A 26,489-nucleotide genomic window follows, 5' to 3' on the forward strand; every position below is an offset into this window, starting at 1 on the left:
GGAGTGTCGCCATCCCGCTGGTGCAGGCGCTGGTGGTACTGATGTTTCTTGCCTGGCTGTCTGCCGGCAAGGCGCATGCCGCCATCGAGATGCATCAGTTCGACAATCCGGTGCTGCAGAAGCGCTACGACAGCCTGACTGCCGCGTTGCGCTGCCCCAAGTGCCAGAACCAGGCGATCGGTGACTCGGACTCCCCCATCGCCGGTGACATGCGCCAGAACGTGGCGGACCTGCTCAAGGACGGCCGCAGCGACAGCGAGATCCAGAATTTCATGGTCGCGCGCTTCGGCGAGTACGTGCTCTACAATCCGCGTCTCGATGGGCGCACCTGGCTGCTGTGGGGCGGTCCGGCAGCGCTGATCCTGATCGGCCTGGGGATCGTGACGCTGATCGTGCGTGCCCGACGGCGCGCACGTGTGCGTGCGTTGGATGCTGACGAGCAGGCACGCCTGTCGGCGCTGCTCGCCGCGCACCGTGATGCACCGCAAGATGCAAAGGAGCGCTCATGATTCTGCTATGGCTGGCGATCGCCGTGCTGTTGATTCCCGCCGGCTGGCTGCTGTTGCTGCCGTTGCGGCGGGCGCGTCGCGTGCATGCCGATCAGCAGGCGTTCGAGGACAACGACAGCCTCGGCGCCGAGAACGTGCGTGTCTATCGGCGTCGACTGGCCTCGCTGGAGCGCGGCCATGCGCGTGGTGAGCTGGATGACACGGCTCTGGCGGAAGGGCGGGTCGAGCTGGAACGCAGCCTGCTCGAAGATGCTGAATCCCTCAAGCGCTCTCCGCTCAAGGCGGCCAGCAGCGGCCGTGTGCTGGTGCCCGTGTTGCTGGTGGCGATGGTGGCGGGCTCGCTCTACTGGTATCAGCGCGAGGGCGCGAGCGGGGACCTGGCGCTGGCGCAGGCGATTGCCGCCACGCCGATCCACGACGCCGCCAGCTTCGAAGCTCGCATCGCCCGGCTGCGCGCCGAGGCCGAAGCCCAGCCCGACAACGCCAAGGTATGGATGGCGCTGTTCCCGCTCTACCGCGATGCCGGACGCCTCGATGAGGCCATGCAGTCGCTCGAGGCGTTGATCGCGCTCGAAGGCCGCGTGCCCGCATTGATCGCGCAGCTGGCGCAGCTCAAGTTCTTCGCCGCCCAGCGTACCTTGACCGATGAGGTCCAGGCGCTGGTCGATGAAGTGCTGGCGGACGATCCGCGTCAGCCGACGGTACTCGGCCTGCTCGGGATCGAGGCCTTCGATCATGCCCGCTATCCCGAGGCCATCGATTACTGGCGCAAGGCGATTGCCGGCTTCGAGAATCCCGATGCCGCCAAGGCGCTGCGCGAAGGCATCAAGGCCGCGCGTCAGCGCATGGCCAGTGCCGGTGATGTCGATGCGTCGGTCGCCCTGGCTCCCTCGGCAGCGAGAGATAAAGACGCCGCGGATGCGCAGGGAGCGAGGGCTGATCAGGACACCAGAGAGGGCGCTGCACGTCTGACGCTCAAGGTGTCACTGGACCCGGCGCTCGAGGCGCAGCTGGCGGCGCTGCCGGTCAGTGCCGAAGCGGCAACCCTGTTCATCGTGGCACGCGATGGTGAAGGCAAGCTGCCGCCGCTGGCAGTTGTGCGCACCACCGCGGACAAGCTGCCGCTGACGCTCACTCTGTCGGACGACAACGCCATGGCCCCGATGGCACGGCTCTCGATGGCGGAGCGCGTCGATCTCGTGGCGCGTATCTCCGCTTCCGGCCAGCCGACGGCCCAGCCGGGGGATCTCGAAGGCACGCTCGAGAATGTCATCGTTACTCGCAGCACCGATGCTGATGTCGGCCATGAGGCTGCGGACGCGCCGCTGATGCTGCGTATCGACCACCGTGTCACTCAGTAAGCCGCGATTGGTCCCTGCCCTGCGCGATGACGGCTTCGTTTGTCATTGCGCCGGTTGGGGCCATCGCCGCTTTTGGGTAGACTGCGCGCTGGTTTTCGAAAACCCCCTCGATGACCGGCTGTCTCGTCGTAAGGACATGTTTACCCTGCGGTGGTGCGGGATCTCCCCACGGAGGTCTGCAAGGCCGGAGCGTGTCAGGTTTTCTGCACCAGCCACTCTTCTCCCAGACTCAAGGACGCGCCAGGCGCAATGCGGCTCAAATCGATCAAGCTGGTCGGCTTCAAATCCTTCGTCGATCCGGTCACCGTACCCTTCGACAGCAACATGACGGCGATTCTCGGCCCCAACGGCTGCGGGAAATCCAACGTCATCGATGCTGTGCGCTGGGTGATGGGCGAGTCCAGCGCCAAGAACCTGCGTGGCGAGTCGATGACGGACGTCATCTTCAATGGCTCCACCGGGCGCAAGCCGGTGGGGCAGGCCTCCATCGAGCTGACCTTCGACAATGCCGACGGTAGCCTCGGTGGCGCCTGGTCCGAGTATGCCGAGATAGCGGTCAAGCGTCTTGTGACGCGTGATGGCCAGTCCGGCTACTTCCTCAATGGCCAGAAATGTCGCCGGCGTGATATCGCTGACGTCTTCCTCGGCACAGGCCTCGGGCCGCGCTCCTACTCCATCATCGGTCAGGGCATGATCTCGCAGCTGATCGAGGCGCGCCCGGATGACCTGCGCAGCACCCTCGAGGAAGCCGCGGGCATCTCCAAGTACAAGGAGCGCCGCCGCGAGACCGAGAACCGCATGAAGCGCACCCAGGAGAACATGGAGCGCCTGGATGACCTGCGTGAGGAGCTCGACAAGCAGCTCGAGCGCCTCAAGCGTCAGGCCGAGGCCGCCAAGCGCTATCAGACCCTCAAACAGGACGAATACCGCCTCAAGGGCGAGCTGGCCGTGCTGCGTCGGCGGGGCCTGCGTGCCCAGCAGCGCGAGCAGCAGTCACGCGTCGCGGAGCTGGAAACCGGCGTCGAGCGCGAGATTCTCGGTCAGCGTCAGTGCGAGAGCCAGCTGGAAGAGCAGCGCTATCAGCACGACGAGCTGGCGGGAGAGCTGGAAACCCATCAGGCCGCCTTCTATGAGACCGGTGCCCAGATCGCGCGCCTCGAGCAGAGCCTCGAGCACGCCCGCACCCGGGAACAGCAGCTGGCGACGGACCTCGAGATGGCCAGGCGCGAGCTGAGCGACATCCAGCGCGTCGAGGGCGAGGACGGCGAGCGCCTCGAGATGATCGATGCACGCCTGGAAGACATCGCCCCGGAACTCGAGCTGGCCCGCGAGACCCTCGAAGGGCTCGAGCTGTCACTGGAAGAGGCCGAAGAGCGCCGCCAGGACAGCCAGAGCGAGTGGGAGCGCTTCAGTCAGGCCGACAACGAATCCCAGCGTGGCGCCGAGCGGGCCCAGAGCGAGATCCAGCAGCTCGAGAATGCCATTGCCGACGCCGAGCGCCAGCGCGAGCGCCGTCGTCAGCAGCTGGCGGAGCTGCCGGATGTCGCCGAGCTGCGTGAAGCCCGCGAGGAGCTGCGCGAGCAACTCGATGAATTGTCGCTGGGCGGCGAATCACTGGAGTCGCGCCGCGAGCAGGCCAGTGAAGCCCGTGAGCAGGCTCAGGCCGATCGTCTGGCGCTGGATGGTGAGCGCGATCAGTTGCGCCAGCGTCGCAATGTTTTGCAGGGCGAGAAGGCCTCGCTTGAGGCACTGATCGACGCGGCGCTGCGTGATGACGATGACAGCCTGGCGAGCCACCTGGAGCAGCACGGGCTCGCCGAGACCCCGGCGCTGGCCGAGGGGCTCGAGGTCGCCGAGGGCTGGGAATCGGCCAGTGCCTGGGTACTGGGCCCCTTCCTCAAGGCGCGTCTGGCGGCGGGCGAGCCGTCGCGGCTGGCCACGCTGATGGATGAGCTGCCCGGCGGCGAGCTGTTGCTGATCGATGGCACGCCGGCGTCCAGCGCGGCAGCCCGCCCAGAAGGCACACTGGCGGCGCAGGTGAGCGGCGCGGATGCCCTGACCGGTTGGCTGGCCAGCATCCACTGTGTCGAGTCGCAAGCAGCCGCCTGGGCCAGGCGTGGCTCGCTGGCCGCGCACGAGAGCGTGCTGACGCCGGATGGCCTGTGGCTGGGGCAGGGCTGGAGTCGCCGTCAGGTGGCTGGTGAGCGTGCCGATAGCGTCATCGCCCAGCGGGCGCGCCTCGAGCAGGTCGTGCTGGAGCTCGAGTCACTGGATGAGCGTCTCGAGGAGATCGAGACGCGCCTGGCCGCGGCCGCGGAACAGATTGCCGGCGCCGAGCAGCAGCTCGAGCATCTGCGCGTCGAAGAGCGCGAGCTGGGCGAGCGCCAGCGTGAACTCAGTCTCAAGGAAGCCGGCATCGCCAGCCGTCTGGAGCATGTCGATGGTCGCGCTCGTGAGCTGGATGAGGAGCTCGAGCAGCTGGCGGAAACGCGCGAGACTCAGGCCCTGACGCTGGAGGAGGCGCGCGAGCGCTGGCAGCAGGCACTGGAGGCGGTCGAGAACAACGCCCAGTCACGTGAGTCGCTGGAGCGTTCACGGCGCGAACATCAGGAAGCGCTGGCCGGGCTGCGTGCCCAGCTGGCGCCAGCGCGTGAGCAGGTCAACCGTCTCGACATGGAGCGTCAGCGCCTGACCACCGAACGTGACGGCATGCAGGGCCAGCGCATGCGAGCCGTCGAGCAGCGCGAGAAGCTCGCCGAGCGCATCGAGATGCTCGAGGCCAGCCGTGAAGAAGCCTCGCTGCCGCAGGAAGAAGAGCGCGAGAAGCTCGAGATGCTGCTCGAGACGCGTCTGTATCAGGAAACCAAGCTCAACGCCTGTCGTGACAAGACTCATGAATTGGTCGAACAGATGCGTCAGGCGGAGCAGGCGCGTCAGACTCATGAGCGCAATCTCGAGGGGATTCGCCAGCGCCTCGAGGAAGGCCGCATGCAGGTGCAGGCGCTGACCCTCAAGGGCGATGCGCAGGACGAGCAACTGGTGGAACTGGGCTATGACGAGGCGGCGATCGCGCAGCTCGAGGACGAGCTGGACCCCAATGCCACTGAATCGGCCTGGAGTCACAACCTCGAGCAGATCGGCGAGCGCATCAAGCGGCTGGGGGCCATCAACCTGGCAGCCATCGAGGAATACGACCAGCAGGCCGAGCGTCGCAACTACCTTGAAGCCCAGCATGCCGAGCTGAGCGAAGCGCTGGAGACTCTCGAGCGCGCCATCCGCAAGATTGACCAGGAAACACGGGTGCGCTTCAAGGACACCTTCGACAAGGTCAATGCCGGAATCCAGGCGCTTTTCCCCAAGATCTTCGGGGGCGGAACTGCATGGTTGACGCTGACGGGTGATGATTTGCTGGAGACGGGAGTCGCGATCATGGCGCGGCCACCGGGCAAGAAAAACTCCACCATCCACCTGCTGTCAGGCGGCGAGAAGGCACTGACGGCACTGGCGCTGGTCTTCGCCATCTTCCAGCTCAATCCCGCGCCGTTCTGCATGCTCGATGAGGTGGATGCGCCGCTGGATGATGCCAACGTCGGACGCTATGCAAGGCTGGTGAAGGAGATGTCGGAAAGCGTACAGTTCATCTATATCACCCATAACAAGATCGCCATGGAAGCGGCAGATCGGCTGATGGGCGTCACCATGCAGGAACCCGGCGTCTCGCGCCTTGTCTCTGTAGGGATAGAAGAAGCTGCCGTGCTTGCCGAAGCGTGAGGGAAAAGCCGTTCAGGAGGGCAAGGTCATCCTCCGGCGCGGTAGCCAGTGGCCGCCTTGGCGGCCTGGTTGGCAAGATCGTGTTGCATCTAGACATCGAAAGCACTACGAGTTTGCGTCATAGTGTCAGTCAGGGATAATTGAAGGGCGATTGCGCAGGTCACCACCACAGGATTGACATTCGAAAAAATGTCCCCTTTTTCTGCAATCGCGCTATGCTGTTCACGTGCATGGTGCCCAAGCAAATAGGCTAATGACCCATGGAATTGAGAGAGTGGCTCATCTTGTTGGGGTTGGTGCTGGTCGCAATCATCGTCGTTGACGGTGTGCGCAGGCTCCAACGTCAACGTCGAGTACCCCGACTGGATCGAGCGGGTACAGAGGATTCCACCGACGATGCGGGCAATCCCGCGGTGGAAGAAGAGGAAGAACGTGACAACTGGGAGCTGCCGAACGGCGGCTACCGGGTGGTTGGCGATTCCGGGACGCATGCCGAGGCCGAGGAAGATGTCGTGCTCGACAATGCGCACGGCATCAAGGCCTCGCGGGTGACTCAACCGAGTCGTCCGGTGCAGCCCATGGAGCGTCGTGAAGCAACGGAGCGCAAGGGCTTCGGCGAGCGTGCGGCTGCCTTCGGTGCGCGTGCCAGCCAGTCGATGCGCGACGTGACGGCCAGTCTGGGCGCACGGCGTGATGACGAGCATGAGCACGACGATGCGCATCGTGAGCCTGTGCTCGGCAGCGCCTCCAGTGAGCAGGCCGAGACGGCGCGCGAAGACGACTTCCATGAGAAGCCGTTGATCACCGCCGAGGACGACAGCATCAGTGTCTCCTCCACTCAGGCCGATGATCTCGAGCCGATGGCCGAGATCGAGGAAGGTCAGGATGCCAAGGCTGAGGCGTCGTCCGTTGGCAAGCCGGCCGATGGCGCCAGCAGTACTTCCCAGCGCCAGGAACCTTCACTGGAAGCGGCCGCCGCGCCTGCTGCCGATGCCACAGCCCCCGAGGACGATCGTCATCCGCTGGTGCTGCGTGCCGAACGCAATCAGGTCGATGACCAGCTCGCACGTGACACCCTGGCCGATGCCAGTGAAGTCATCATCATCTCGGTGATGGCGCGGGGCGACGAAGGTTTCAGTGGTGAAGACGTGCTGGGCATCTCGCTGGCCTGTGGTCTGCGTCATTCCGAGATGGGGCTGTTCCTGCGTCACGAGGAAGATGACGACGACAGCCCGCTGCAGTTCGCGATGGCCAACGTGGTCAAGCCGGGCATCTTCAAGCCGGCCGAGATGGTGGAAAGCCAGCTCGACGGCGTCACCTTCCTGATGCCGCTGCCGGGCGCGGACGACACCTCCGCCGCCTTCGAGACCATGGTCGAGATCGCCATGCTGCTGGTGCGGCGTCTGGGCGGTGAGCTGAAAGACGAGAACCACAGCGTGATGACGGCCCAGACTATCGAGTTCAAGCGCCAGCAGGTGCACGAGTTCGAGCGTCGCAACCGTCTGCATCGCTACCAGGCCAACTGATCGACTCCCCAGCCATTCTCTGAGTCGACCATTCATGCCATAACGCCAACGGCGACCTTCGGGTCGCCGTTGGCGTTCGTGTCTGCTGATCGCTGCGCCAAGCGGCTTGAAGGTTCGGACTTGCGGTCGCATTGAGTACAATGGCCGCATCACGGCGTCTCTCCGGGCTTGATCCAGCGCGGAGCATTCGTCGCCATCCGCTTTCCGGTCGACCAGTGCTGCTCATGGGCAGTGCTGGCGAGCCATTGTCTCGAGTGAGTGTCATGTCAGCCCAGGATGATCTGTTTTCGGCGCCCGCCGATGAACCCAACGCCTCGAGCGCTTCTCGCTCCGCTGCACCGGCCGCGGTGGAAGGCGTGCCTGCCAAGGTGATGGAGGAGGTCGCGCAGCTGCACCGCGAGCTGCTCGAGGCCAGTCACCGCTATTACGTGCTGGATGATCCGACGCTGACCGATGCCGACTACGACACGCGCCTGCGTCGTCTCGAGGCGCTGGAAGCCGACTATCCCCAGCTGATCAGCTCGGAATCGCCCACCCAGCGTGTCGGAGCCGCGCCGGCCAGCGGCTTCGAGGAAGTGCAGCATGCAGTACCGATGCTGTCGCTCAACAACGCCTTCGATGACGATGAGTTGCGTGCCTTCGTGCAACGTGCGGCGAAAACGCTGGAGCTGGGAGATGCCCAGGATGCGGGTGACGAGCTGAGCTTCTGCTGCGAGCCCAAGCTGGATGGCCTGGCCGTGTCGCTCATCTACGAGAATGGCGTGCTGGTGCAAGGCGTGACGCGCGGCGATGGCCGCACTGGCGAAGGTATCACCACCAATCTGCGCACCATCCGCTCGATCCCGCTCAAGCTGCGGGGGGATGATCTGCCGGAGCTGCTGGAAGTGCGCGGCGAGGTCTACATGAGTCACGCTGGCTTCGAGGCGCTGAACGCGCGCGGCCGCGACGAGGATGGCAAGGTGTTCGCCAACCCGCGCAATGCCGCCGCCGGCAGCCTGCGCCAGCTGGATTCCAATATCGCCGCCTCGCGTCCGCTGGAATTCTGCGCCTATCAGGTCGCGCGGGTGGATGATGCGCTGCTCGCCAGCGAGGCCGGCCAGAATCATTCCGGTCTGATGGCGCTGCTCAACGACTATGGCTTCCGTACCAGCCCGCAGCTTGAGGTGGTGCGCGGTGCTCAGGGCATCATCGACTACACCCGTCGTCTCGGCGAGCAGCGTGATGGACTCGACCACGATATCGATGGCGCGGTCATCAAGCTCGATGCGCTGCGTCTGCAGCGTGAACTGGGCTTCGTGGCGCGCGCACCGCGCTGGGCCATCGCCTACAAGTATCCGGCGCAGGAGCAGGAAACCACCCTGGAAGGCGTCGATTTCCAGGTCGGACGTACTGGCGCGCTGACGCCGGTCGCCCGGCTGGCGCCGGTGCAGGTCGCCGGAGTGGTGGTCTCCAACGCCACACTGCACAACATGGACGAGGTGGAACGTCTCGGCGTGCAGATCGGTGACAGCGTCATCATCCGCCGCGCCGGCGACGTCATCCCGCAGGTGGTGCGGGTCGCCAGTGAAGGTGCCAGCCGTGAAGCCATCGTGCTGCCGGACGGCTGCCCGGTGTGTGGCTCCGAGATCGAGCGCCTCGAAGGCGAGGTGGTGGCACGCTGCGCGGGCGGACTGATCTGCGCCGCGCAGCGCAAGGAAGCCCTCAAGCACTTCTCCAGCCGCAAGGCGCTGGATGTGGATGGCCTCGGCGAGAAGCTGATCGAGCAGCTGATCGAGCGTGAGCTGGTCAAGACGCCGGCGGACCTGTTCCATCTGGAAGCTGCCACGCTCGCTGAGCTGCCGCGCATGGGCGAGAAGTCCGCCGCCAATCTGGTCGCCTCGCTGGACAAGAGCCGCAACACCACCCTGGCACGCTTCATCTACGCCCTCGGCATCCGGGAAGTCGGTGAAGCCACTGCCGCGAATCTGGCCACGCACTTCGGCACGCTTGAAGCGCTGCGCGCAGCCGATCAAGCCGCGCTGGAAGCAGTGGAGGACGTCGGCCCCATCGTCGCCGCACATATCCATACCTTCTTCCAGCAGCCGACCAACAACGAGACGCTGGAAGCGTTGCTCGCCTGTGGTCTGAGCTGGGAAGAGGTCGAGATCGGTGAGCGCCCCCAGCCGCTGGCAGGCCAGACCTGGGTGCTGACCGGCAGCCTCGATAGCATGACGCGTGATGAAGGCAAGGCGCGTCTGCAGGCGCTGGGCGCCAAGGTGGCGGGCAGTGTCTCGAAGAAGACCGCCGGGGTGGTCGCCGGCGAGGCTGCGGGCAGCAAGCTCGAGAAAGCCATGCAGCTGGGCCTCACGGTGCTGGACGAAGAGACCTTCGTGAAGCGCCTGGCCGAATGGGAATCCGGTGCTGATGCACAGCAGGACAATCCGCAAGACAGTGCGCAAGACAGCGCGGGAGAGGGTGCATGAGTACGGATACGTTGAACGATGCACCGCAGGCGTCGTCACGCCACCCCGATGATGGACAGGAGCTACCCATGAGCCAGATGCCACTTGATCAGATGGACCCGCGGGACCGCTTCATCGAGGTACCGCAGACCATGCTGCCCGCCGATACACGGCGCGCCCTGCTGGAAGCCTTCGTCACTCGTCAGGGCTATGACACAACCGATGTCGGTGAAGGCATGGCCGGCTGGGTCGCGGAGCTGGAAGGCCAGCTGTCACGCGGCAAGCTGCTGATTGTCCATGATATCGGCACCGAATCCACCGAGGTGATGACGCTGGAACAGTGGCAGTCCTTCGGTCGCCAGCTGGCAGATGATGAGGAAGAGGGCGACTGAGTCCTCCCGTGACAGGCTTTCAGCAGCCCTTTTGGCAGCTGAGAAATAAAAATGCCCTTGGCGAGTGCCAAGGGCATTTTTCATTGGCAAAGCTGGTTCACCTGATCAGCGCGTGTCTTTCACTCCAGGACTTGCCAGCTCAGCGCCGCTGGACGATATCGCGGATCAGGCGGCGCCCCGGGTGCAGGTGCTCGGCCAGTTCGCGTTCCAGCGGCAGCGGCTCGCCACACAGTTGCGAGGCGATCAGTTCGGCGCACAGCGGGGCGGTGGTGAAGCCGCGTGAGCCGTGTGCGGTGGAGAGCCACAGGCCGGGCAGGTGGGCGCCGCTCGTCTGCGGTACGCGCTTTTTCGCATCGAAGGCCATGGCGGCGTAATCCTCACGCCATTGCGCGGCGTCCGGTGCCGGGCCGGCCAGCGGGCTCTTGTCGGGGCTCGCGGCGCGCCAGGCGACACGTCCCTGCCAGGCATCGTCTTCCAGTCTGACACCCCGCGCCTGCTCCCAGGCGGCGGTGAAGGCGGGCAGGGCACTGCGCAGCTCCGCGACATTGGCGGCGTGGTCCGCCTCGCGGACCGCCTCATCCTCATCGCGCGGGGCGAAGGTCGCGCCGAAGCTGAGGGTCACGCTGCCATCGGCGTGGCGCTGATAGGGCGAGACATAGCCACCGGCACAGACCACGCTGTCGAGCGCGGGCAGGTGCGCGGCGTGTTCCGGCGCTACCGTGATCTCGCTGACCTGGCCGCGAATCGGCTGTAGCGGCAGATGCGCGAGCGGCTCGGGCAGGTGAGTCTGCTCCCCCAGCGCGACGATCATCTGATCCACTTCCAGATAGCTGCCGTCGTTGACCTGCAACTGCCAGCGTGGCGCGCCGTTGCGAGTCTCTTTGCCTTCCTCGGCCCCCAGCGACTGAATGGCCTCGATACGCGCCTGTAGAAAGCGGATGCCCGGCGTGGCAGCGAGGTGCTGGCAGAGCGCGCTGGGGCGCACCCAGCCCGCGACCGGATAGAAGATGCCGTCGAAGGCGATCTCGCTGCCGGCGATTCGACTGGCCTCACTGGCGCTGACAGGCGTGAGCAGCGCCTCGGGCAGCGGATGATTGTCGAGAAAACGCTGCTGGCGCTTGCGCTCACGCTCGCTGGTGGCCAGCTGCAGCACGCCGCTGGCGGACCACAGGGTCTGTTCGGGGTCGAGGTTTGCCAGCCAGCGCCGGCTGTACTGCAGCGCGGCCAGCTGGAAGCGACTGGCGGGATTGGTCTCGGCGGCCAGCTTGACGTAGAGCGCGCCCTGGCGATTGCCGGAGGCACGCGCGCCGAGAGCTTCGGCATCGATCAGCGTGACCTTCACACCGCGCCGCGCCAGCGCCTCGGCGCAGCTGGTACCGGCGATACCGGCACCGAGTACCGCGACATGTGTCTCGCGACTGACCGGCGCGGGCTGCGGGGGCTGAGTCCAGGGCTGCTCACGACGCAGCGGATGCAGGGCACCACGCACCGCGTGCGCCCTCATGGGGGCATGGCCGGACGCGGATGAGGCATCAAGCCCCATCAGTTCGGCGCGCGCGGCGGCGGTCGGTTCGTCCAGCTCGCCGCAGATCATCTCGCGTTTCATGCCGTGCCCCGGCACCTTGCGCCACACGAAGCCTGCCGCGCGCAGGCCACGTCGTACGAAGCCCGCGGCGGTGAAGGTGGCGAAGGTCGCCGTGGGGCGCGAGACTCCCGCCATGGCAGCGAACAGCTCGGGTGACCACATTTTCGGATTCTTCGATGGTGAGAAGCCATCGAGGAACCAGGCATCGACGCCCCCCTCCAGGCGCGACAGACGCTCCACCGCATCGCCGAAGTGCAGGTCCAGGGTGATGCGCTCATCCAGCCACAGGCGGTGCACGCCGAGGACGGCAGCGGGCCATTGAGCGACCAGCGGCTTCGCCAGCGAGGCGAGGTCCGGCCAGGCGGACAGCGCCCGCTCGAGATCCGCGGCGCGCATCGGGTGCTTTTCCACCGAGATGACATGCAGGCGCGCCTCGGCGGGTGCCGTGGCCAGAAAGCGCTGTGCGGCGCACAGGATGTTGAGGCCGGTGCCGAAGCCGGTCTCGCCGATCACGAAGGGGCGCGCCTCTTGCCAGTCACGAAAACGCTCGCTCAGACGATTGCTGTCGAGGAAGACGTGCACAGTCTCGGCACGGCCATCGTGGATCGAGAAGTACACATCACCGTAATCGGTGGCCTGTGGCGCGGTGTCGTCCCACTCGAGCTGCGCCTCCTCCAGTGCCGCCAGTGGCGCCAGTGGCACGTCCGGCACCACGCCGGGCGCCGTGACCGGCTCGATCGCGCTCGGTGGCGTCGTGGCAGGCTTGCGTGCCGCAGTGCCCGAGGCGTCCTTGAGTGACGTCTTGCTGGCTGACGGATCGGGAGCGGGCTTGCGGGGAGAGGAAGGGCGATCGTTCACGGGCATTCCTGGCAGGAGGTCGAGCGGGAGAGCGGCACAATGAGTCGGTATCAGAGCGAGTCAGCATCAGAGAGAGGCCTGCAACGCAGACGACGGACAGCCAGGCTGTCCGTCGTCTGCGAGAAACCGCCGGTCAGATGACCGGTCGGGTGCCGGGCTAGGGCAGGGTCTGCTTGAAGGGCTTCACTTCAGCACTTGCATAGACACCGGCGATGACGAAGGGGTCGGCATCGGCCCACTTCTGGGCGTCTTCGAGGGAATCGAACTCGGCGATGATGACGCTGCCGCTGAAGCCGGCTTCGCCCGGTGCTTCGCTGTCGATGGCCGGGTTGGGGCCGGCGATGACCAGACGACCGGCGGCGTGCAGTGCCTCCAGACGTGCCAGATGCGGCGGGCGCGCCGCCATGCGTGCTTCGAGGCTACCTTCGACGTCCTGACAGACAATGGAGTAGAGCATCACGAATCATCCTTATGAGAATTGGTCGAGGAGGCGTTCTCTTCCTGAGGGGCCTGCACCATGTGACGGGACAGGTAGACGCCCTGAACGATGACGAACAGCAGTGTCAGACCGAGCATGCCGAACAGCTTGAAGTCGACCCAGATGTCTTCCGAGTAGTAACTGAAGACATAGATATTCAAGCCGCCCATGGCGAGGAAGAATACCACCCAGGCCAGGTTGAGGCGGTGCCAGATGGGGCGTGGCAGCTGAATCGCCTTTTCCATCATGCGCTCCACCAGCGGCTTGCCGCCGAACAGCGGCGACAGCAGGAAGGCGACGGCGAACAGCCAGTTGACCACGGTGGGCTTCCACTGGATGAAGGAGCTGTTGCCGAACAGCACGGTCGCGCCACCCAGCACGACGACCAGCGCCAGGGTGACCAGCTGCATCTTCTCGACGCGCTTGTGGCGCCAGTAGATGTACAGCACCTGCGCGAGGGTCGCGGGAATCAACACGGCGGTAGCCATGATCATGTCGCCAGTCATCTTGTAGACGGCGAAGAAGATCACGATCGGCAGAAAGTCGAGCAACATCTTCATGGGTAATGCGCACTCCTGAACACGACGACGTAGCCGTCGGGAAGGCAAGGGTCTGTGCGAGTGGTATCCTGTCTGACACCAGCGGCGCGCCCCTGCCTGCATGTGCTCATTCTGCCGCCATTGCTGCCTGCTGACAAAGCCCCTGTGTGTCCGGGCGCGCATCGCAGCCAATACTGCCCGACGTCTGGCCCGCTGGATCGCCTGCATCTCAGGCATCGCGTGACACAGACGTTCATCCCGAGAGGTTCCCCGTGTCCGACGTCCCGTCCGACTCTTCGCCGATTTCCGCCCGCAAGCCGATCGAGTTTCGCCCGCTGCCCCAGCGCTTCGATTCCGATATCGAGGTGCCGGACATCGATCTGCACATGCACTCCACCGCCTCCGACGGCGGCATGGCACCGAAAGAACTGGTGGCGCTGGCCGCACGGCGTGGCCTGTCACGCATGTCACTGACCGATCACGACAGCATGGAAGGCATCTTCGAGGCCCAGCAGGCCGCCCGCGCCGAGGGGATCTCGTTGCTGCCCGGCTGTGAGCTGTCGGTCCGCTGGCGCAACCAGACGATTCATATCGTGGCGTTGATGCCCGAGGGAGCCGGCGATGCGCTGAGTGCCGGCCTCAGACAGCAGCATGAGGCGCGTGAGCGTCGCAGCCACGAGATCGCCACGCGCATGGAAAAGCTCGGGCTCGAGAATGCCTACGAGCGCGCCCGTGAGCAGGCCACGCTGAGTGGCGCGGGCGACCGTCCGCTGTCACGCCCGGATTTCGCCCGCGCGCTGGTTAAGGCCGGGATTGCACGCAACCTGCAGGAGGCCTTCAAGCGGCACCTGGGCGCAGGCCAGAAAGGTGACGTCAAGGCGCACTGGCCGGAGATGGAAGAGGCGGTGGGCTGGGTGCGTGCCGATGGCGGCATCGCCGTGATGGCGCACCCGATGCGCTACAAGCTGACGCGCACCAAGCGTGGTGAGCTGCTGCGTGACTTCATTGCCGCCGGTGGCGAAGGCGCGGAGCTGGTCAGCGGCTTCCAGAATATCGATCGCGCGCGTGACCTGGCGCGTCAGTTCGATGAGCTGGGCCTCTACGCCTCCGTCGGCAGTGACTTCCACTTCCCCGGCGGCCCGCTGGCCCCCGGCAGCATGAGCCCGCCGCCCCGCACCAAGGTGCCGCCCGTGTGGTGTCATCCACGCATCGCGCCCTTTTTTGCGGCCGATGCTGCCTCCATGTGATATCAAGAGATCATCGTGACGCCAGATCGCCTGCCGGGTTGGCGCCCAGACGCAAGGAGCACCGCATGGGACAGTTCTTCCAGATTCATCCCGAAAATCCCCAGAAACGCCTCATCGATCAGGCCGTCGCCATCATCCAGCAGGGTGGCGTGATTGCCTATCCGACCGACTCCGGCTACGCGCTGGGCTGTCATCTGGGCGAGAAGAAGGCCATCGAGCGCATCAAGCGCCTGCGTCAGCTGGACGACAAGCACAACTTCACCCTGGTGTGTTCTGACCTGTCGGAAATCGGCACCTACGCCAAGGTCGACAACGCCATCTTCCGCCTGCTCAAGAGTCACACGCCGGGCGCCTACACCTTCATCCTGCAGGCGACTTCCGAAGTGCCGCGCCTTCTGCTGCACCCCAAGCGTCGCTCCATCGGCGTGCGCGTGCCGGACCACGCCATCACCCACGCCCTGCTGGAAACCCATCGCGAACCGCTGATGAGCGTGACGCTGATTCCGCCGGGCGAGGAGCTGCCGATGACGGATGCCGAAGAGATTCGCGAGCGCTTCGGACACGCGCTGGATCTGGTTATCGACGGCGGCGCCTGCAGCTTCGAGGCCACCAGTGTGGTTGACCTGCGCGAGCTGCCGCCGGTGATCGTGCGCGAAGGGCGCGGCGATATCTCGAGCTTCACGGAGTGATCGCGACAGCGTAGTGCTTCACGGCGCTGACATCGCTTATCCATGACAACGCCCCCGGACCTTGCGGTCGCGGGGGCGTTGTCATTTCTGAGGCGTTGTCATTTCCGAGCAATTGTCGTGTGCTGAGCGACTCTCGGCTTCGTCAGCTGCGGTCGCGGTCGGAAGGCCCGCTATCGGGAGGTTCTGGCTGATCGTCCGATGGCGTCTCTGCGTCAGGCGCAGATTCGGGATCCGGCTCTGTCTCAGGTTCCGGCTCAGTCTCCGGTTCTGGTTCTGGTTCCGGCTCGCGCGGGTCGCGGGTGTCCTCGTCCAGCCAGGTGCCGCAGAACTTGCAGTACTTGGCGTTGCGATCATGGCCTTCGCGACCACAGCCCGGGCAGGCTTCGTCGCTGGTCTGCTGCATGCGCAGGCCGTTGAGAACCTCGGCCGAGAACACCCCGGTGGGCACGGCAAGGATCGAGTAGCCGAGAATCATCATCAGTGCCGAGATGAACTGCCCCAGCGGCGTGATGGGCGCGATATCGCCATAACCCACCGTCGTCAGCGTCACCACGCCCCAGTAGAGCGCCTTGGGGATGGAGGTGAAGCCGGCCTCGGGTGGCTCGATCAGATAGATCAGGGCGCCGAAGACCGTGACCAGGCTGAGCACGGTGATGAAGAACAGCAGGATCTTGCGCCGGCTGCGCGTCATGGCCTCGACCAGCATGCGGCCCTCGCCGACGAAGGCCATCAGACGCAGCACGCGGAACAGGCGCAGCACACGCAGCACGCGCACCACCAGCAAGGCCTGGGCACCCGGAATCAGCAGCGACAGCCAGGTGGGCGCGATCGACAGCAGATCGAGCACGCCGTAGAAGCCCTTGGCCCAAGTGCCGGGATGCTTCAGGCAGTAGAGGCGGACGGCGTATTCCAGCGTGAAGATGATCGTGAAGCCCCACTCCATGATGCGGAACAGCTCGCCGTATTGCGCATTCAGCGAGGGCACGCTGTCGAGCATCACCACGGCGACACTGGCGAAGATCATCAGGATCAGACCGATATCGAAGGCCTTGGCCGCCTTGGTGTCGGATTCGAAGATCCAGTGAAACAGCCGCGCGCGCAGACGGCCCGTGGCGGGCTCGTAGTCGCTGGGGTGCGAGGGTGACGCTGGGGGGCTTTGCGGCGTGCTGCCATATTCATTGGCAGGGCCCTGGCGTTCAGGCATGCAGGCTTCCTTGACGGGCGTGATGACGCCGGATGAATGTCAGGGCGTATCGGGGATGTCTCAGTGTGTGACCTTCAGTGACTGCCCGGCCGTTGTCCATCAGCCAGTGGTCTAGCGCCTGGTGGCTGGGCAGTCAGTGTCGTGCCGAGATTCAGCCGCGCAGCGTCGCGAGCAGTGACAGGCTGTGCTGGCCGAAGTCGCGAGTCGCCCAGTCCTGTGAGGCGTCGCCGTCGCTGCTTTCCAGCGCCTCGACCAGCGCCACCGCGTGGATATGGCCGGGATGCTGACAGGCGGCCAGCCGTGATGCGAGGGCCGACAGGGCGGCCAGCGCATGCGCGTGCCACTTGAGGTCGTCTTTCGCCTGTCGGTCGGCGTGGGCATCGAGTGCATCAATGGCGGCGGACAGCAGCGCGCCGGGGTCAGTGGTATCCAGCGTCTTCTCATGCCATTCGCCATCACGCAGCGCCGCGCCGCGCTTGGCCTTGCTGGCATCCGCCGGACGCAGTGCCAGGTGGCTGGCCAGCGAATCCGCCAGCTGCCAGAGCACGGCTTCTCTCACCTCTGGGGCGAGGTCTTCGCCGCCGGTCAGCTCGAGCTCGATTTCCTGGATGGTCACTTCGCGACCACTTGCCTTCACCGCGCCAAGGTCCAGCGCCATCTCGACACCGACGATGACCTGCTCGTCGCTCAGATTCTCGTCGCTGCATGTCGCCTTGACGTCGAGCTGCCAGGCATGACGCTCGAAATCGGTGCTGAAGCTGGGCGCGAGCGCACTCAGCAGCTGCTCGCGGGCGCCGTCTTCCAGCGCCTGCAAGGGCGGCAGGCCACGCAGGCCGTCGAGGTCGAGGCCGGTCTGGCCCTCGGGCAGCTCCCATTCCCATTCGCCGCGAGAATGCAGTCCGCCATGACTCTCGCCGCTGGTCTTGAGCGTCTGGCGCAGGGCCCCCGTGCTGTCGGCATTCTTACCACTCTGGCGCAGACGCAGCGCCATGCGCGCACGCTCCAGCGCATGCTCGGGGGTGTCGAAATAGGTGTTGGCCAGCCAGCGCCGCCTGGGGGTGACCGTTGCCAGCTCTGCAATGCCCGTCAGTGTCTCCAGAATGGCATCGCGATCAATGACGGGGTGAGACAGTGCCAGTTTGAGTTCGATTTCCTGCGCCATGATGGGCACTCCCTGTACGGATGAAAGAAGACGGATGCTGACGGATGATGGTGACAGCGGCGCCAGGACCGCAGAGCCTCCGGCAAGCATGGTGCATGGTGATCGAGGCTCATGCCTCTCATGCTCGCGCCTGGCCCGCGGCAAGGCAAGCACAGGAGGGGGGAGGCCATGCGGGTATCGGCTGTCGGCACAATCACATTTATATGACAGAATGATGACATTGAGGTGACAGCAATTGCCTGTCGTCACGTCCTTGGTTATATTACGAACAGTGGATAAAGCCAGCGACCACGGGTCCTGCCGCTACATGACAATCTCTCCTCTGGAATCCTTCGTGTTCCCCCGCACTGCCGCTGTTGTTACGTAAATGACAACAGCAAGGCGGTATCATGACGTTACGATGAAAGTTATGTGATCGTCACAAAGGCTTTGCTACACTCCGCGCGTCAATCCTTAACGCCGACGGCCACTATGGTAACGACCAACCCTTTCTCTTCGATGTTCGGGCGCTCGCCTTTCAAGGCGCTGCACACCCACATCATCAAGACCGACGAGTGCGCCCAGCACTTGCTGACCTTCTTCGACGCCTGCGAGCAGGGTGATTGGGAGCAGGCAGCCAGCATTCGCAAGACCATCAGTGGTCTGGAGCGTGAAGCGGACGAGTTGAAGACGCAGCTGCGCCTCAACCTGCCCAACTCGCTGTTCCTGCCGGTCTCGCGCTCCGACCTTCTCGAGCTGATCCATGTCCAGGATTCCATCGCGAATGTCACCAAGGACATCGCCGGGATCATGCTGGGTCGTCATATGCAGATACCCACCGCACTGGTGCCCGCCATGGGTGAGTATCTCAAGACTGCGGTCGAATCGGTCTGCCAGGCGCGTCGTGCGTTGGGTGAACTGGAAGACCTCGTCGAGTCCGGTTTCGGGCGCAACATGAGCGAGCTGGTCGACAAGCTGATCAACGAGCTGCATGAGCTCGAGAAGCAGTCCGACGAACAGCAGATCGCCATCCGCCAGACCCTGTTCTCGCTGGAAGCCAGTCTCCCGCCCGTCGATGTGATCTTCCTGTACAAGATCATTGATTGGGTCGGCGATGTGGCTGACCAAGCGGAAAAGGTCGGTACCCGACTGCAGATCCTGATGGCGCGCTGAGCGCCGTCAGGACGTCCTGCCATCTGTCCAAGAGTCTTCTATGTCCATCATTGCTCAATACGGCGATGTGCTCGTCATTCTTGCCTGTCTGTTCGGTTTCTTCATGGCATGGGGTGTGGGTGCGAATGACGTCGCCAATGCCATGGGAACCTCGGTAGGTTCCAAGGCGATCACCATCAAACAGGCGATCATCATCGCCGTGATCTTCGAATTCCTCGGTGCCTGGCTTGCCGGTGGTGAGGTGACTGACACCATCCGCAAGGGCATCATCGACCCGTCACTGCTGATCGAGAATCCGCAGTTCCTGGTCTACGGCATGCTGGCCTCGCTGCTGGCCGCCGGTATCTGGCTGCTGATCGCTTCCATGAAGGGCTGGCCGGTCTCGACCACCCACTCCATCGTCGGCGCCATCGTCGGCTTCTCCGCTGCGGGTCTCGGCGTGGACGCCGTCGAATGGGCCAAGGTCGGTCAGATCGCGGCCTCCTGGCTGGTCTCGCCGCTGCTGGCGGGCTCCATCGCCTTCGTGCTGTTCAAGTCCGTGCAGACGCTGATCTTCGACAACGAAGACCCGTTCGCGGCCGCCAAGCGCTACGTGCCGATGTACATGTTCCTGGTCGGCTTCATCATCTCGATGGTGACCATGGTCAAGGGCCTTAAGCATGTCGGCCTGCATCTGAGCTTCGAATCCAGCCTGCTGCTGTCCGTCGTCGTCGGTGCCATCGTGATGGGTATCGGCGTGCTGATGGAGCGCAAGGTCGCGCGTTCACGCCTCAAGGAGAAGAATCGCGCCACCGGTGACGACTTCGACTTCAGCGGTGTCGAGAAGGTCTTCGGCCTGCTGATGATGTTCACCGCCTGTGCGATGGCCTTCGCCCACGGCTCCAACGACGTGGCCAATGCGGTCGGCCCGCTGGCGGCCATCATCAGTGTCGTCGACTCCGCCGGTCAGATCGGTGCCAAGGCGAGCATGCCGTGGTGGGTCCTCGTGCTGGGTGGCGGCGGTATCGTCGTCGGCCTGGTTACCTATGGTCGTCGCGTCATCGCCACCGTCGGCACCGGCATTACCGAGTTGACGCCATCTCGCGGCTTCGCGGCCACGCTGGCCGCCGCCTCGACCGTCGTGCTGGCCTCCGGCACCGGTCTGCCGATCTCCACCACCCACACCCTGGTCGGTGCGGTGCTGGGGGTAGGTCTGGCACGCGGCATGGCAGCGCTCAACCTGCGCGTGATCGGCACCATCGTGATGTCCTGGCTGATCACTCTGCCGGCCGGCGCGATCCTGTCGATCCTGTTCTTCTTCATGTTCAAGGGCATGTTCGGCTAAGCCGGCGCATGGTTCTGAGCCTGAGCCTTGGCTCGAGCTGACGCCTTGCATGAGATGAACTGGTAAAACGTATTGGTAAAACGAGAAAGGCGACCTTCGGGTCGCCTTTCTCGTATCTGACACATGGATGTCAGGGGGCAGCGCTCGCCGTGCAGGCTGCGGCGCTGATATGATGATTCATGGGCATGCCTGACATGCCATTTTCCCTCTCTCCTGCCCGGAGCTGGCTCTTGAACACGCGTTTCCCCTTCGCGGACTGGTTTCGCAACTCCTCTCCCTATATCAATGCCCATCGTGGCCGCACCTTCGTCATTCTGATCGAGGGCGATGCCCTGTCCTCGTCACGACGAACGCAGTTGATACAGGATCTGGCGTTGCTGCATACCCTCGGCGTGAAGCTGGTGGTGGTGTTTGGGGTGCGCCCGCAGGTGGCAGAGGCGTTGCAGGCTGCCGGTATCGAGGCGGACCGCCATCAGGGCCGCTGGGTGGTGACGCGTGAGATTCTCGGCCATCTGGAGCAGCAGGTCGCCACGCTGCGTCTGCGCCTAGAGGCCAGTCTGTCCCAGGGGCTGCCCAATACGCCGCTGCATGGCGTGGAGCTCTCCGCCGTCTCCGGCAATCTGGTGATGGCCAAGCCGCTGGGCGTGCGTCATGGCATCGACTTCCAGCATGGTGGCGAGGTGCGCCGCGTGCGCAGCGAGGCGATCCAGGGGCTGCTCTCGCAGCAGGCCATCGTCGTGCTGCCGCCGCTGGGTTACTCCAGCACAGGTGAGGTGTTCGATCTGGACGCTGCCGAGGTCGCCGAACACGCCGCCGTGGCGCTGGCCGCTGACAAGCTGATCCTGCTTGGCGAAGGGGAGGGCCTGTTCGGCGAAGACGGTGAGCTGCTGCGTCAGCTCAATCCTGAAGAAGCCGCGCTGATGGCGCCGCCTCGCGATGACGACAGCGAACTGTCGCGCCACCTGGCCGCGGCCTGCGGCGCCGCACGTCGTGGCGTCGGGCGCACCCACCTGTTGAGCTGGCGCGACCGTGACGCCCTGCTGGGCGAGTTGTTCACCCGTGACGGTATCGGCACCATGATCACGCGCCAGGGCTACGAGCAGCTGCGCAAGGCGCGCCTTGAGGATGTCGGTGGCCTGCTGGCGCTGCTGGGGCCGCTGGAGCAGCGCGGCATTCTGGTGGCCCGCTCGCGGGAGCGTCTCGAACATGAGATCGACGACTATGTGGTGCTGGAGCGCGATGGCATGGTCATCGGGTGTGCGGCACTGCATCTCAGCCTCGACGCCGCCATGGGCGAGCTGGCCTGCGTAGCCGTGCATGATGACTATCGTCGCGGACAGCGCGGCGAGCAGCTGCTGGCCGAGATCGAGCAGCGCGCGCGTCGCGCCGGCGTCGAGCGTCTGTATGCGCTGACGACCCATACCGTCCACTGGTTCATCGAGCACGGTTTCGTGTCGGCCGGCCTGCAAGACCTGCCGCCCATGCGTCGCGAGGCCTACAACTCGGCGCGCAACTCCAAGGTATTGCTCAAGTCGCTCTAGTCACACCTCACTTGCCTGCCAGTGTGAATCGCCCAGAGAACACCCGCTGATGACCCCCTCGATGAGGGCAGATCAGCGGGTGTTCTTGCGTAGGTGTCGCAGTTTCCCCCCACCCCTTGCGGGATTGTCTTGCAAAAGAGACGCTTCAACATATTGATTATAAAAGGAAAAATGTAGTGTCCTATATATATGTTGGCAAATCGCGACGAATCGGCCAGTAAAACACGACTCTGTGTGCCGTCCTGGGCAACATGGGCATGCCTGTCGCCGCGATGACAATTTCAAGTCATTGTTTTGTAATGTGTTTTCGGGTTTTTGGCACGCCTTTGGCAATAGGTATCGTGAGCAAGAGATATGAGGTGCATCACCGGCCCTTTCTCTGGCCTTCCAGCGATGACGGTACTCACTGCCCTGTGCGCTCCGTGATCGCTGACAGGCCAAGCGTCTGCTCCACGCGATGTGTGACTTCAGGTTGCGATGAGACAGGTACGGCCCTGGTGGGCATGGACAGTATCTTGAGGGCAAGGACGCCCGGGCAAGGATGCCCGAAACCGATGCGGTAGCCGGAGAGATTGGCTGCCGTCATCCCCGAATTGATGATCGAGGCGGGCAAGTCGGCAAGCCATCCGACTCGATCACCCACATTGCGATGTGTTGCCCCCTGCTTCACATCCGATAGGGAGCGCGGACGCTGTCCGGCGTGAACGTCAACTGATCTGGAACGACCACCAGGTGACGTTCTTTTCTCCCGGGACTGACAGGCAGACCACCTGTCAGACCCGCCAATCACGTGGTGCCTATGGTCTCCAGGTGCCAGAGTCACCACGTGATGACTGACCCTTCAGTTCCCTGCGTACTTGGGGCCGGCTATGCCGGCCCTCTTTTTTGTGCGTCCAGCGCTGAGTGGCTACTAATTTCATGCGAAACGTTGCCAATGGGACGGTTTGTCTCGTGGCGACCTTATGATTTGAATAAGCGTCATATTTATTTACGAACTGGCAACCGCGATGGACGCCGGTGAACTCTGGTACTCTAGGAAGACGTGATTCGATGATGACCATCCCTTTCCTGCATAGAGTTCTTTCCATGGCCTCCACAGTGTCACGACGCTGGCGTCCCCGCTCGTTGCCTCAGCTGGTTCTGATGGCATTTCTGGTGGTGATGCTGCCGATTGCCGTGCTCATGTTTCAAGCAGGGCAGGCGCTATCGGAATTGTCGGAACTGGCGGATGTCAGTGCCCGCCAGGCGGTCGACCAGACTCGCCGCGCCCGCACGCTGACCAATCTCACCGTCGAGATGGAGCGTAGCGCCCGCCAGTACGCCGTGCTGGAAAATCCTGATCTGATGAAGATCTACGCCGACAAGGCCAACAGCTTCCGTGCCTTGCTGGATGAGCAGGCGCGGCTGTTGGGTGAGGGGGACCCTCGCGTCAGCGAGTTGAAGGCGACGCTGTCTCAGCTCGAGCGCATGCCCGAGATGAGCGTCGAGCAGGTCAGCCGCCACCTGGAAGACTTCGGTCCCTTCTCCATCCAGGCCAGTGGCCTGCTCAACTCCACGCGTGAGCTCGTCGATGCGCGTATCGAAGGCATCCGCGCCCGTGCCTCCCAGGTCAAGAATCAGCTGTGGTGGCAGACCGCGGCGCTGGTCTCCATCAGTCTGCTGTTGATGCTGTTCTTCACCTGGCTGATCATCCGGCCCATCCGGCAGCTGGAGCGCCGCATCAATGGCCTGGGCAGTGGCATCGATAGCGAGCGACCCATCGTCATCAAGGGGCCGGCGGAGCTGGTGCAGCTGGGCGAGCGCCTCAACTGGCTGTCGACGCGCCTGGATGAGCTCGAGGAGCAGAAGCAGCAGTTCCTGCGTCACATGTCGCATGAGCTCAAGACCCCGCTGGCCAGCATTCGTGAAGGCACCGGCCTGCTGATCGACGAGGTCGCCGGGCCGCTGAGTCCGCACCAGACCGAGATTCTTGGCCTGCTGGATGATTCCAGCAAGGAATTGCAGAAGCTGATCGAGCAACTCCTCGACTACAATCTGCTGCAGCACAATCAAGGCCTCGAACAGAGCCGCTTCGATGTGCATGAAGTGTTCAAGGAAGTGCTGGCAAAACATCGTCTGGCACTGGAAAAGAAGGGCATGCGCGTGCATCTTCCGCCTGCCAGCCTCAGTTGGGAGGCGGACAGGCCGCGTACCGGGCGTATTCTCGACAACCTGATCTCCAATGCCATCGCCTATGGTGAAGACAGTGGTGACCTGTGGTTGAGAGCCCGCAAGGAGCGTCGCAAGCTGATCATCGAGGTCGCCAACAGCGGCGAGCCCATCGCAACCCAGGACCGTGACCACCTGTTCAAGCCCTTCTATCAGGGCGAGGTCAAGCGCAAGGGGCCGCTCAAGGGCTCGGGCATCGGCCTCTCGGTCGCCGCTGACAGCGCCCGCGCCCAATTTGGTCAATTGGCGCTGGTGGATGACCCCAGGGCGGATGTCTGCTTCCGGCTGACATTGCCGACACCGAGTCGCTCGCTGACGTCAGGGGAAGGCAGTGAGCATGAGCTGCAGGCAGACAGGGATGCCGCCGGAGCGGATCAGCAGTCCACACCACATGAAATGGCGTCACTGAACGCCATCAAGCACGCAAGGAACTGAAGTGATGAAGGGGCAACGACTACTGATGCGCTTGGCCGCAGGCGTATTGCTCAGTACGCTTAGCGCCTGTGGCGCCCTGACCAATATCACCATGCCGGGCAGCGAGCCGGAAGTGGTCAGCCAGAGTGTGCGGGAGAGCTGCTACGGCATCGGCGACCTGCCGGACTTCACCGGCGAGGACTGCCTGCTGGATGAATGGGTCGCCTTCGCGCTGCAGGCCCAGCGTGGCAACAGCGGCTGGCGTGAAAGCACCCTTTTGCAGCTGGAAGGCAACCGCCATGACCGTCGCCTCGCGCGTGCCATCGTGCTCAGCTGGGGCGATGAATCGGACTGGGAGCTGGCCTCTGACCTCTACAAGGCGGACCTGCCTACCGCCCCGAGCCGCCTGCAGCCGCTGCTTCGCCAGTGGCTCAATGGCCTCGAGGAGCGTCGCGGTCTGATCGCCGAGCGTGACAAGAATGACGGTGCCCGTCGCAAGCTCAGCGCCGAGAATGCCCAGCTGACCAAGAAGCTGGAAGCCTTGACGGCCATCGAAGAATCGATCAATTCGCGCCGCCAGAGCACGCCCTGAACCCTCAGCGGCAGACTCTGGCCACGACCCTGTCACTCAATCCCCGCGATTGCATGACGCAAGACTGTGCGGCCCCGACGTCGATGTCCCAGGCCCTCGGGTGTCGCAAGGAGAGTTAGTGTGAAATACGCACAAGCGCATATTCTGCTCGTCGATGATGATGCGAGCCTGCTCAAGCTGCTCGGCATGCGTCTCGAAAGCCGTGGCTTCAAGGTCACGACGGCCAGCAGTGGCCGCGAGGCGCTCAGCCGTCTCGAAGCCGCACGTCCAGACCTGGTCCTGTCCGACCTGCGCATGGATGAAATGGATGGCATGGCCCTGTTCGGTGAGCTGCAGAAGCGTCAGCCGGGCATGCCCGTCATCCTGCTGACCGCACACGGCTCCATCCCTGATGCCGTCAGTGCCACCCGTCAGGGCGTGTTCAGCTTCCTGACCAAGCCGGTCGACAAGGACGAGCTGTTCGCCGCCATCGATGAGGCGCTGGCCCAGGCGCCGCCCGTAAAGGAGGGTGACGATGCCTGGCGTGCTGGCATCATCACTCGCTCCCCGCAGATGGAGCAGATTCTCGAGCAGGCGCGCATGGTAGCGGCCTCCGATGTCAGCGTGCTGGTCACCGGTCCGTCCGGTTCGGGCAAGGAGCTGATGGCCAAGGCCATCCACAACGCCAGCCCGCGTGCCTCGCGTCCCTTCGTCGCCATCAATTGTGGCGCGCTGCCGGAGCAGCTGCTGGAAAGCGAACTGTTCGGTCACGCCAAGGGCTCGTTCACCGGCGCGGTCAGTGCCCACCAGGGCCTGTTCCAGGCGGCAGACGGCGGCACCCTGTTCCTCGATGAGATCGGCGACATGCCGCTGGCGCTGCAGGTCAAGCTGCTGCGTGCACTGCAGGAGCGTCAGATTCGCCCGCTGGGCTCCACCACCTCGGTGCCCATCGACGTGCGCATCATCTCCGCCACGCACCGCAATCTCGACAAGGCGATGCATGACGGCGACTTCCGCGAAGACCTCTACTACCGACTCAACGTGGTCAATCTGAAGCTGCCCGCCCTGCGCGAGCGTGCCGAGGATGTGCCGCTGCTGGCCAAGTATCTGATCAGTCAGGCCGCCGCGCGCCACAAGCCGTTCGTGAAGGGCTTCTCGCCGGAAGCGCTCAACCTGCTGGCTTCCAGTGCCTGGCCGGGCAACGTGCGTCAGCTGGTCAACGTGGTCGAGCAGTGTGTCGCGCTCACCAGCTCCTCGATGATTCCGGAAGCGCTGGTCTCCCAGGCGCTGGCCGCGGAGGAAAACGCCTTGCCGTCCTTCTCTGAGGCGCGTGCCGGCTTCGAGCGCAGCTACCTGATCAAGGTGTTGAAGATCACCGAAGGCAACGTGACCCAGGCGGCGCGTATCGCCGGGCGTAACCGCACCGATTTCTACAAGCTGCTGGGACGTCATGATCTGGAGCCGGGTGTGTTCAAGCCGGGCGCCGAGCAGGGTCCGCCTGACTTCTAGGTTTATCG

19 protein-coding genes are annotated in these 26,489 nt (G+C 64.2%); 14 read left to right on the forward strand and 5 right to left on the reverse strand.

Translation table 11 applies throughout. The features are described 5' to 3' along the window. The first annotated feature begins 41 nt into the window (after positions 1-41). The 6 genes from NH396_RS08660 to NH396_RS08685 all read left to right on the forward strand — a co-directional run bounded on the left by NH396_RS08660 (position 42) and on the right by NH396_RS08685 (position 10,000). Positions 42-509, forward strand: coding sequence for a cytochrome c-type biogenesis protein (locus NH396_RS08660; RefSeq protein ID WP_253063189.1), 468 nt, complete (start codon positions 42-44; stop codon positions 507-509). Next, entirely contained in the window at positions 506-1,870 is a 1,365-nt protein-coding gene (ccmI, locus tag NH396_RS08665) for a c-type cytochrome biogenesis protein CcmI (RefSeq protein WP_253063004.1), read from the forward strand. Before NH396_RS08660 ends, ccmI begins: the two co-directional genes overlap by 4 nt. Before the next feature lie 249 nt (positions 1,871-2,119). Next, positions 2,120-5,641, forward strand: a complete 3,522-nt coding sequence (gene smc / locus NH396_RS08670; RefSeq protein WP_253063006.1) for a chromosome segregation protein SMC — start codon at positions 2,120-2,122, stop codon at positions 5,639-5,641. 260 nt (positions 5,642-5,901) lie between these two features. Further along, complete coding sequence (locus tag NH396_RS08675) at positions 5,902-7,167, forward strand: cell division protein ZipA C-terminal FtsZ-binding domain-containing protein (RefSeq protein ID WP_253063008.1); 1,266 nt, start codon at positions 5,902-5,904, stop codon at positions 7,165-7,167. A gap of 371 nt (positions 7,168-7,538) precedes the next feature. After that, complete coding sequence (gene ligA / locus NH396_RS08680) at positions 7,539-9,629, forward strand: NAD-dependent DNA ligase LigA (RefSeq protein WP_253063191.1); 2,091 nt, start codon at positions 7,539-7,541, stop codon at positions 9,627-9,629. 92 nt (positions 9,630-9,721) lie between these two features. Then, positions 9,722-10,000: a YheU family protein gene (locus NH396_RS08685; RefSeq protein ID WP_043333752.1), complete on the forward strand. Its 279-nt coding sequence runs from the start codon at positions 9,722-9,724 to the stop codon at positions 9,998-10,000. 139 nt (positions 10,001-10,139) lie between these two features. Here the strand turns inward: NH396_RS08685 and mnmC are convergent, their stop codons facing one another. From mnmC to NH396_RS08700, 3 genes are all read right to left on the reverse strand, one after another. Then, positions 10,140-12,296 (reverse strand): bifunctional tRNA (5-methylaminomethyl-2-thiouridine)(34)-methyltransferase MnmD/FAD-dependent 5-carboxymethylaminomethyl-2-thiouridine(34) oxidoreductase MnmC, encoded by a 2,157-nt coding sequence (mnmC, locus tag NH396_RS08690; protein ID WP_253063193.1) that lies wholly within the window; start codon positions 12,294-12,296, stop codon positions 10,140-10,142. 304 nt (positions 12,297-12,600) lie between these two features. Then, positions 12,601-12,900, reverse strand: a complete 300-nt coding sequence (locus NH396_RS08695) for a YciI family protein (protein WP_176676085.1) — start codon at positions 12,898-12,900, stop codon at positions 12,601-12,603. Further along, on the reverse strand, positions 12,900-13,481 hold the full coding sequence (locus NH396_RS08700; protein WP_253063010.1) for a septation protein A: 582 nt from the start codon (positions 13,479-13,481) through the stop codon (positions 12,900-12,902). Before NH396_RS08700 ends, NH396_RS08695 begins: the two co-directional genes overlap by 1 nt. A 365-nt stretch (positions 13,482-13,846) precedes the next feature. Between NH396_RS08700 and NH396_RS08705 the strand changes: the two genes are divergently transcribed. After that, positions 13,847-14,707 (forward strand): PHP domain-containing protein, encoded by an 861-nt coding sequence (locus NH396_RS08705; RefSeq protein ID WP_253063195.1) that lies wholly within the window; start codon positions 13,847-13,849, stop codon positions 14,705-14,707. 65 nt (positions 14,708-14,772) lie between these two features. Beyond that, positions 14,773-15,396, forward strand: coding sequence for an L-threonylcarbamoyladenylate synthase (locus NH396_RS08710; RefSeq protein WP_176676087.1), 624 nt, complete (start codon positions 14,773-14,775; stop codon positions 15,394-15,396). Between the two features lie 142 nt (positions 15,397-15,538). Here NH396_RS08710 and NH396_RS08715 read toward each other — a convergent pair whose 3' ends face one another. Continuing rightward, a complete protein-coding gene (locus tag NH396_RS08715; protein WP_253063012.1) occupies positions 15,539-16,600 on the reverse strand; it encodes an ion transporter in 1,062 nt (353 codons plus the stop codon). A 151-nt stretch (positions 16,601-16,751) separates the two neighbouring features. Next, the gene (locus NH396_RS08720) at positions 16,752-17,762 is read right to left on the reverse strand and encodes a CYTH domain-containing protein (protein WP_253063014.1); all 1,011 of its coding nucleotides are present in this window, start codon (positions 17,760-17,762) and stop codon (positions 16,752-16,754) included. Positions 17,763-18,233: 471 nt separating this feature from the next. Here NH396_RS08720 and NH396_RS08725 point away from each other — a divergent pair, with 471 nt between their 5' ends. The 6 genes from NH396_RS08725 (at position 18,234) to glrR (ending at position 26,481) form a co-directional block, all read left to right on the forward strand. Next, complete coding sequence (locus NH396_RS08725; RefSeq protein WP_176676090.1) at positions 18,234-18,914, forward strand: TIGR00153 family protein; 681 nt, start codon at positions 18,234-18,236, stop codon at positions 18,912-18,914. Between the two features lie 40 nt (positions 18,915-18,954). Next, complete coding sequence (locus NH396_RS08730; protein WP_176676091.1) at positions 18,955-20,238, forward strand: inorganic phosphate transporter; 1,284 nt, start codon at positions 18,955-18,957, stop codon at positions 20,236-20,238. Between the two features lie 230 nt (positions 20,239-20,468). Further along, positions 20,469-21,779, forward strand: coding sequence for an amino-acid N-acetyltransferase (argA, locus tag NH396_RS08735; RefSeq protein ID WP_253063024.1), 1,311 nt, complete (start codon positions 20,469-20,471; stop codon positions 21,777-21,779). 1,125 nt (positions 21,780-22,904) lie between these two features. Next, positions 22,905-24,422: a HAMP domain-containing sensor histidine kinase gene (locus NH396_RS08740; RefSeq protein WP_253063026.1), complete on the forward strand. Its 1,518-nt coding sequence runs from the start codon at positions 22,905-22,907 to the stop codon at positions 24,420-24,422. 4 nt (positions 24,423-24,426) lie between these two features. Then, entirely contained in the window at positions 24,427-24,993 is a 567-nt protein-coding gene (locus tag NH396_RS08745; protein ID WP_253063028.1) for a hypothetical protein, read from the forward strand. Positions 24,994-25,113: 120 nt separating this feature from the next. Then, entirely contained in the window at positions 25,114-26,481 is a 1,368-nt protein-coding gene (glrR, locus tag NH396_RS08750) for a two-component system response regulator GlrR (RefSeq protein ID WP_054555312.1), read from the forward strand. The last annotated feature ends 8 nt before the right edge of the window (positions 26,482-26,489 follow it).

Origin of the sequence: Cobetia sp. Dlab-2-AX (genome assembly GCF_024124625.1) — a bacterium.
Lineage (GTDB): Bacteria > Pseudomonadota > Gammaproteobacteria > Pseudomonadales > Halomonadaceae > Cobetia.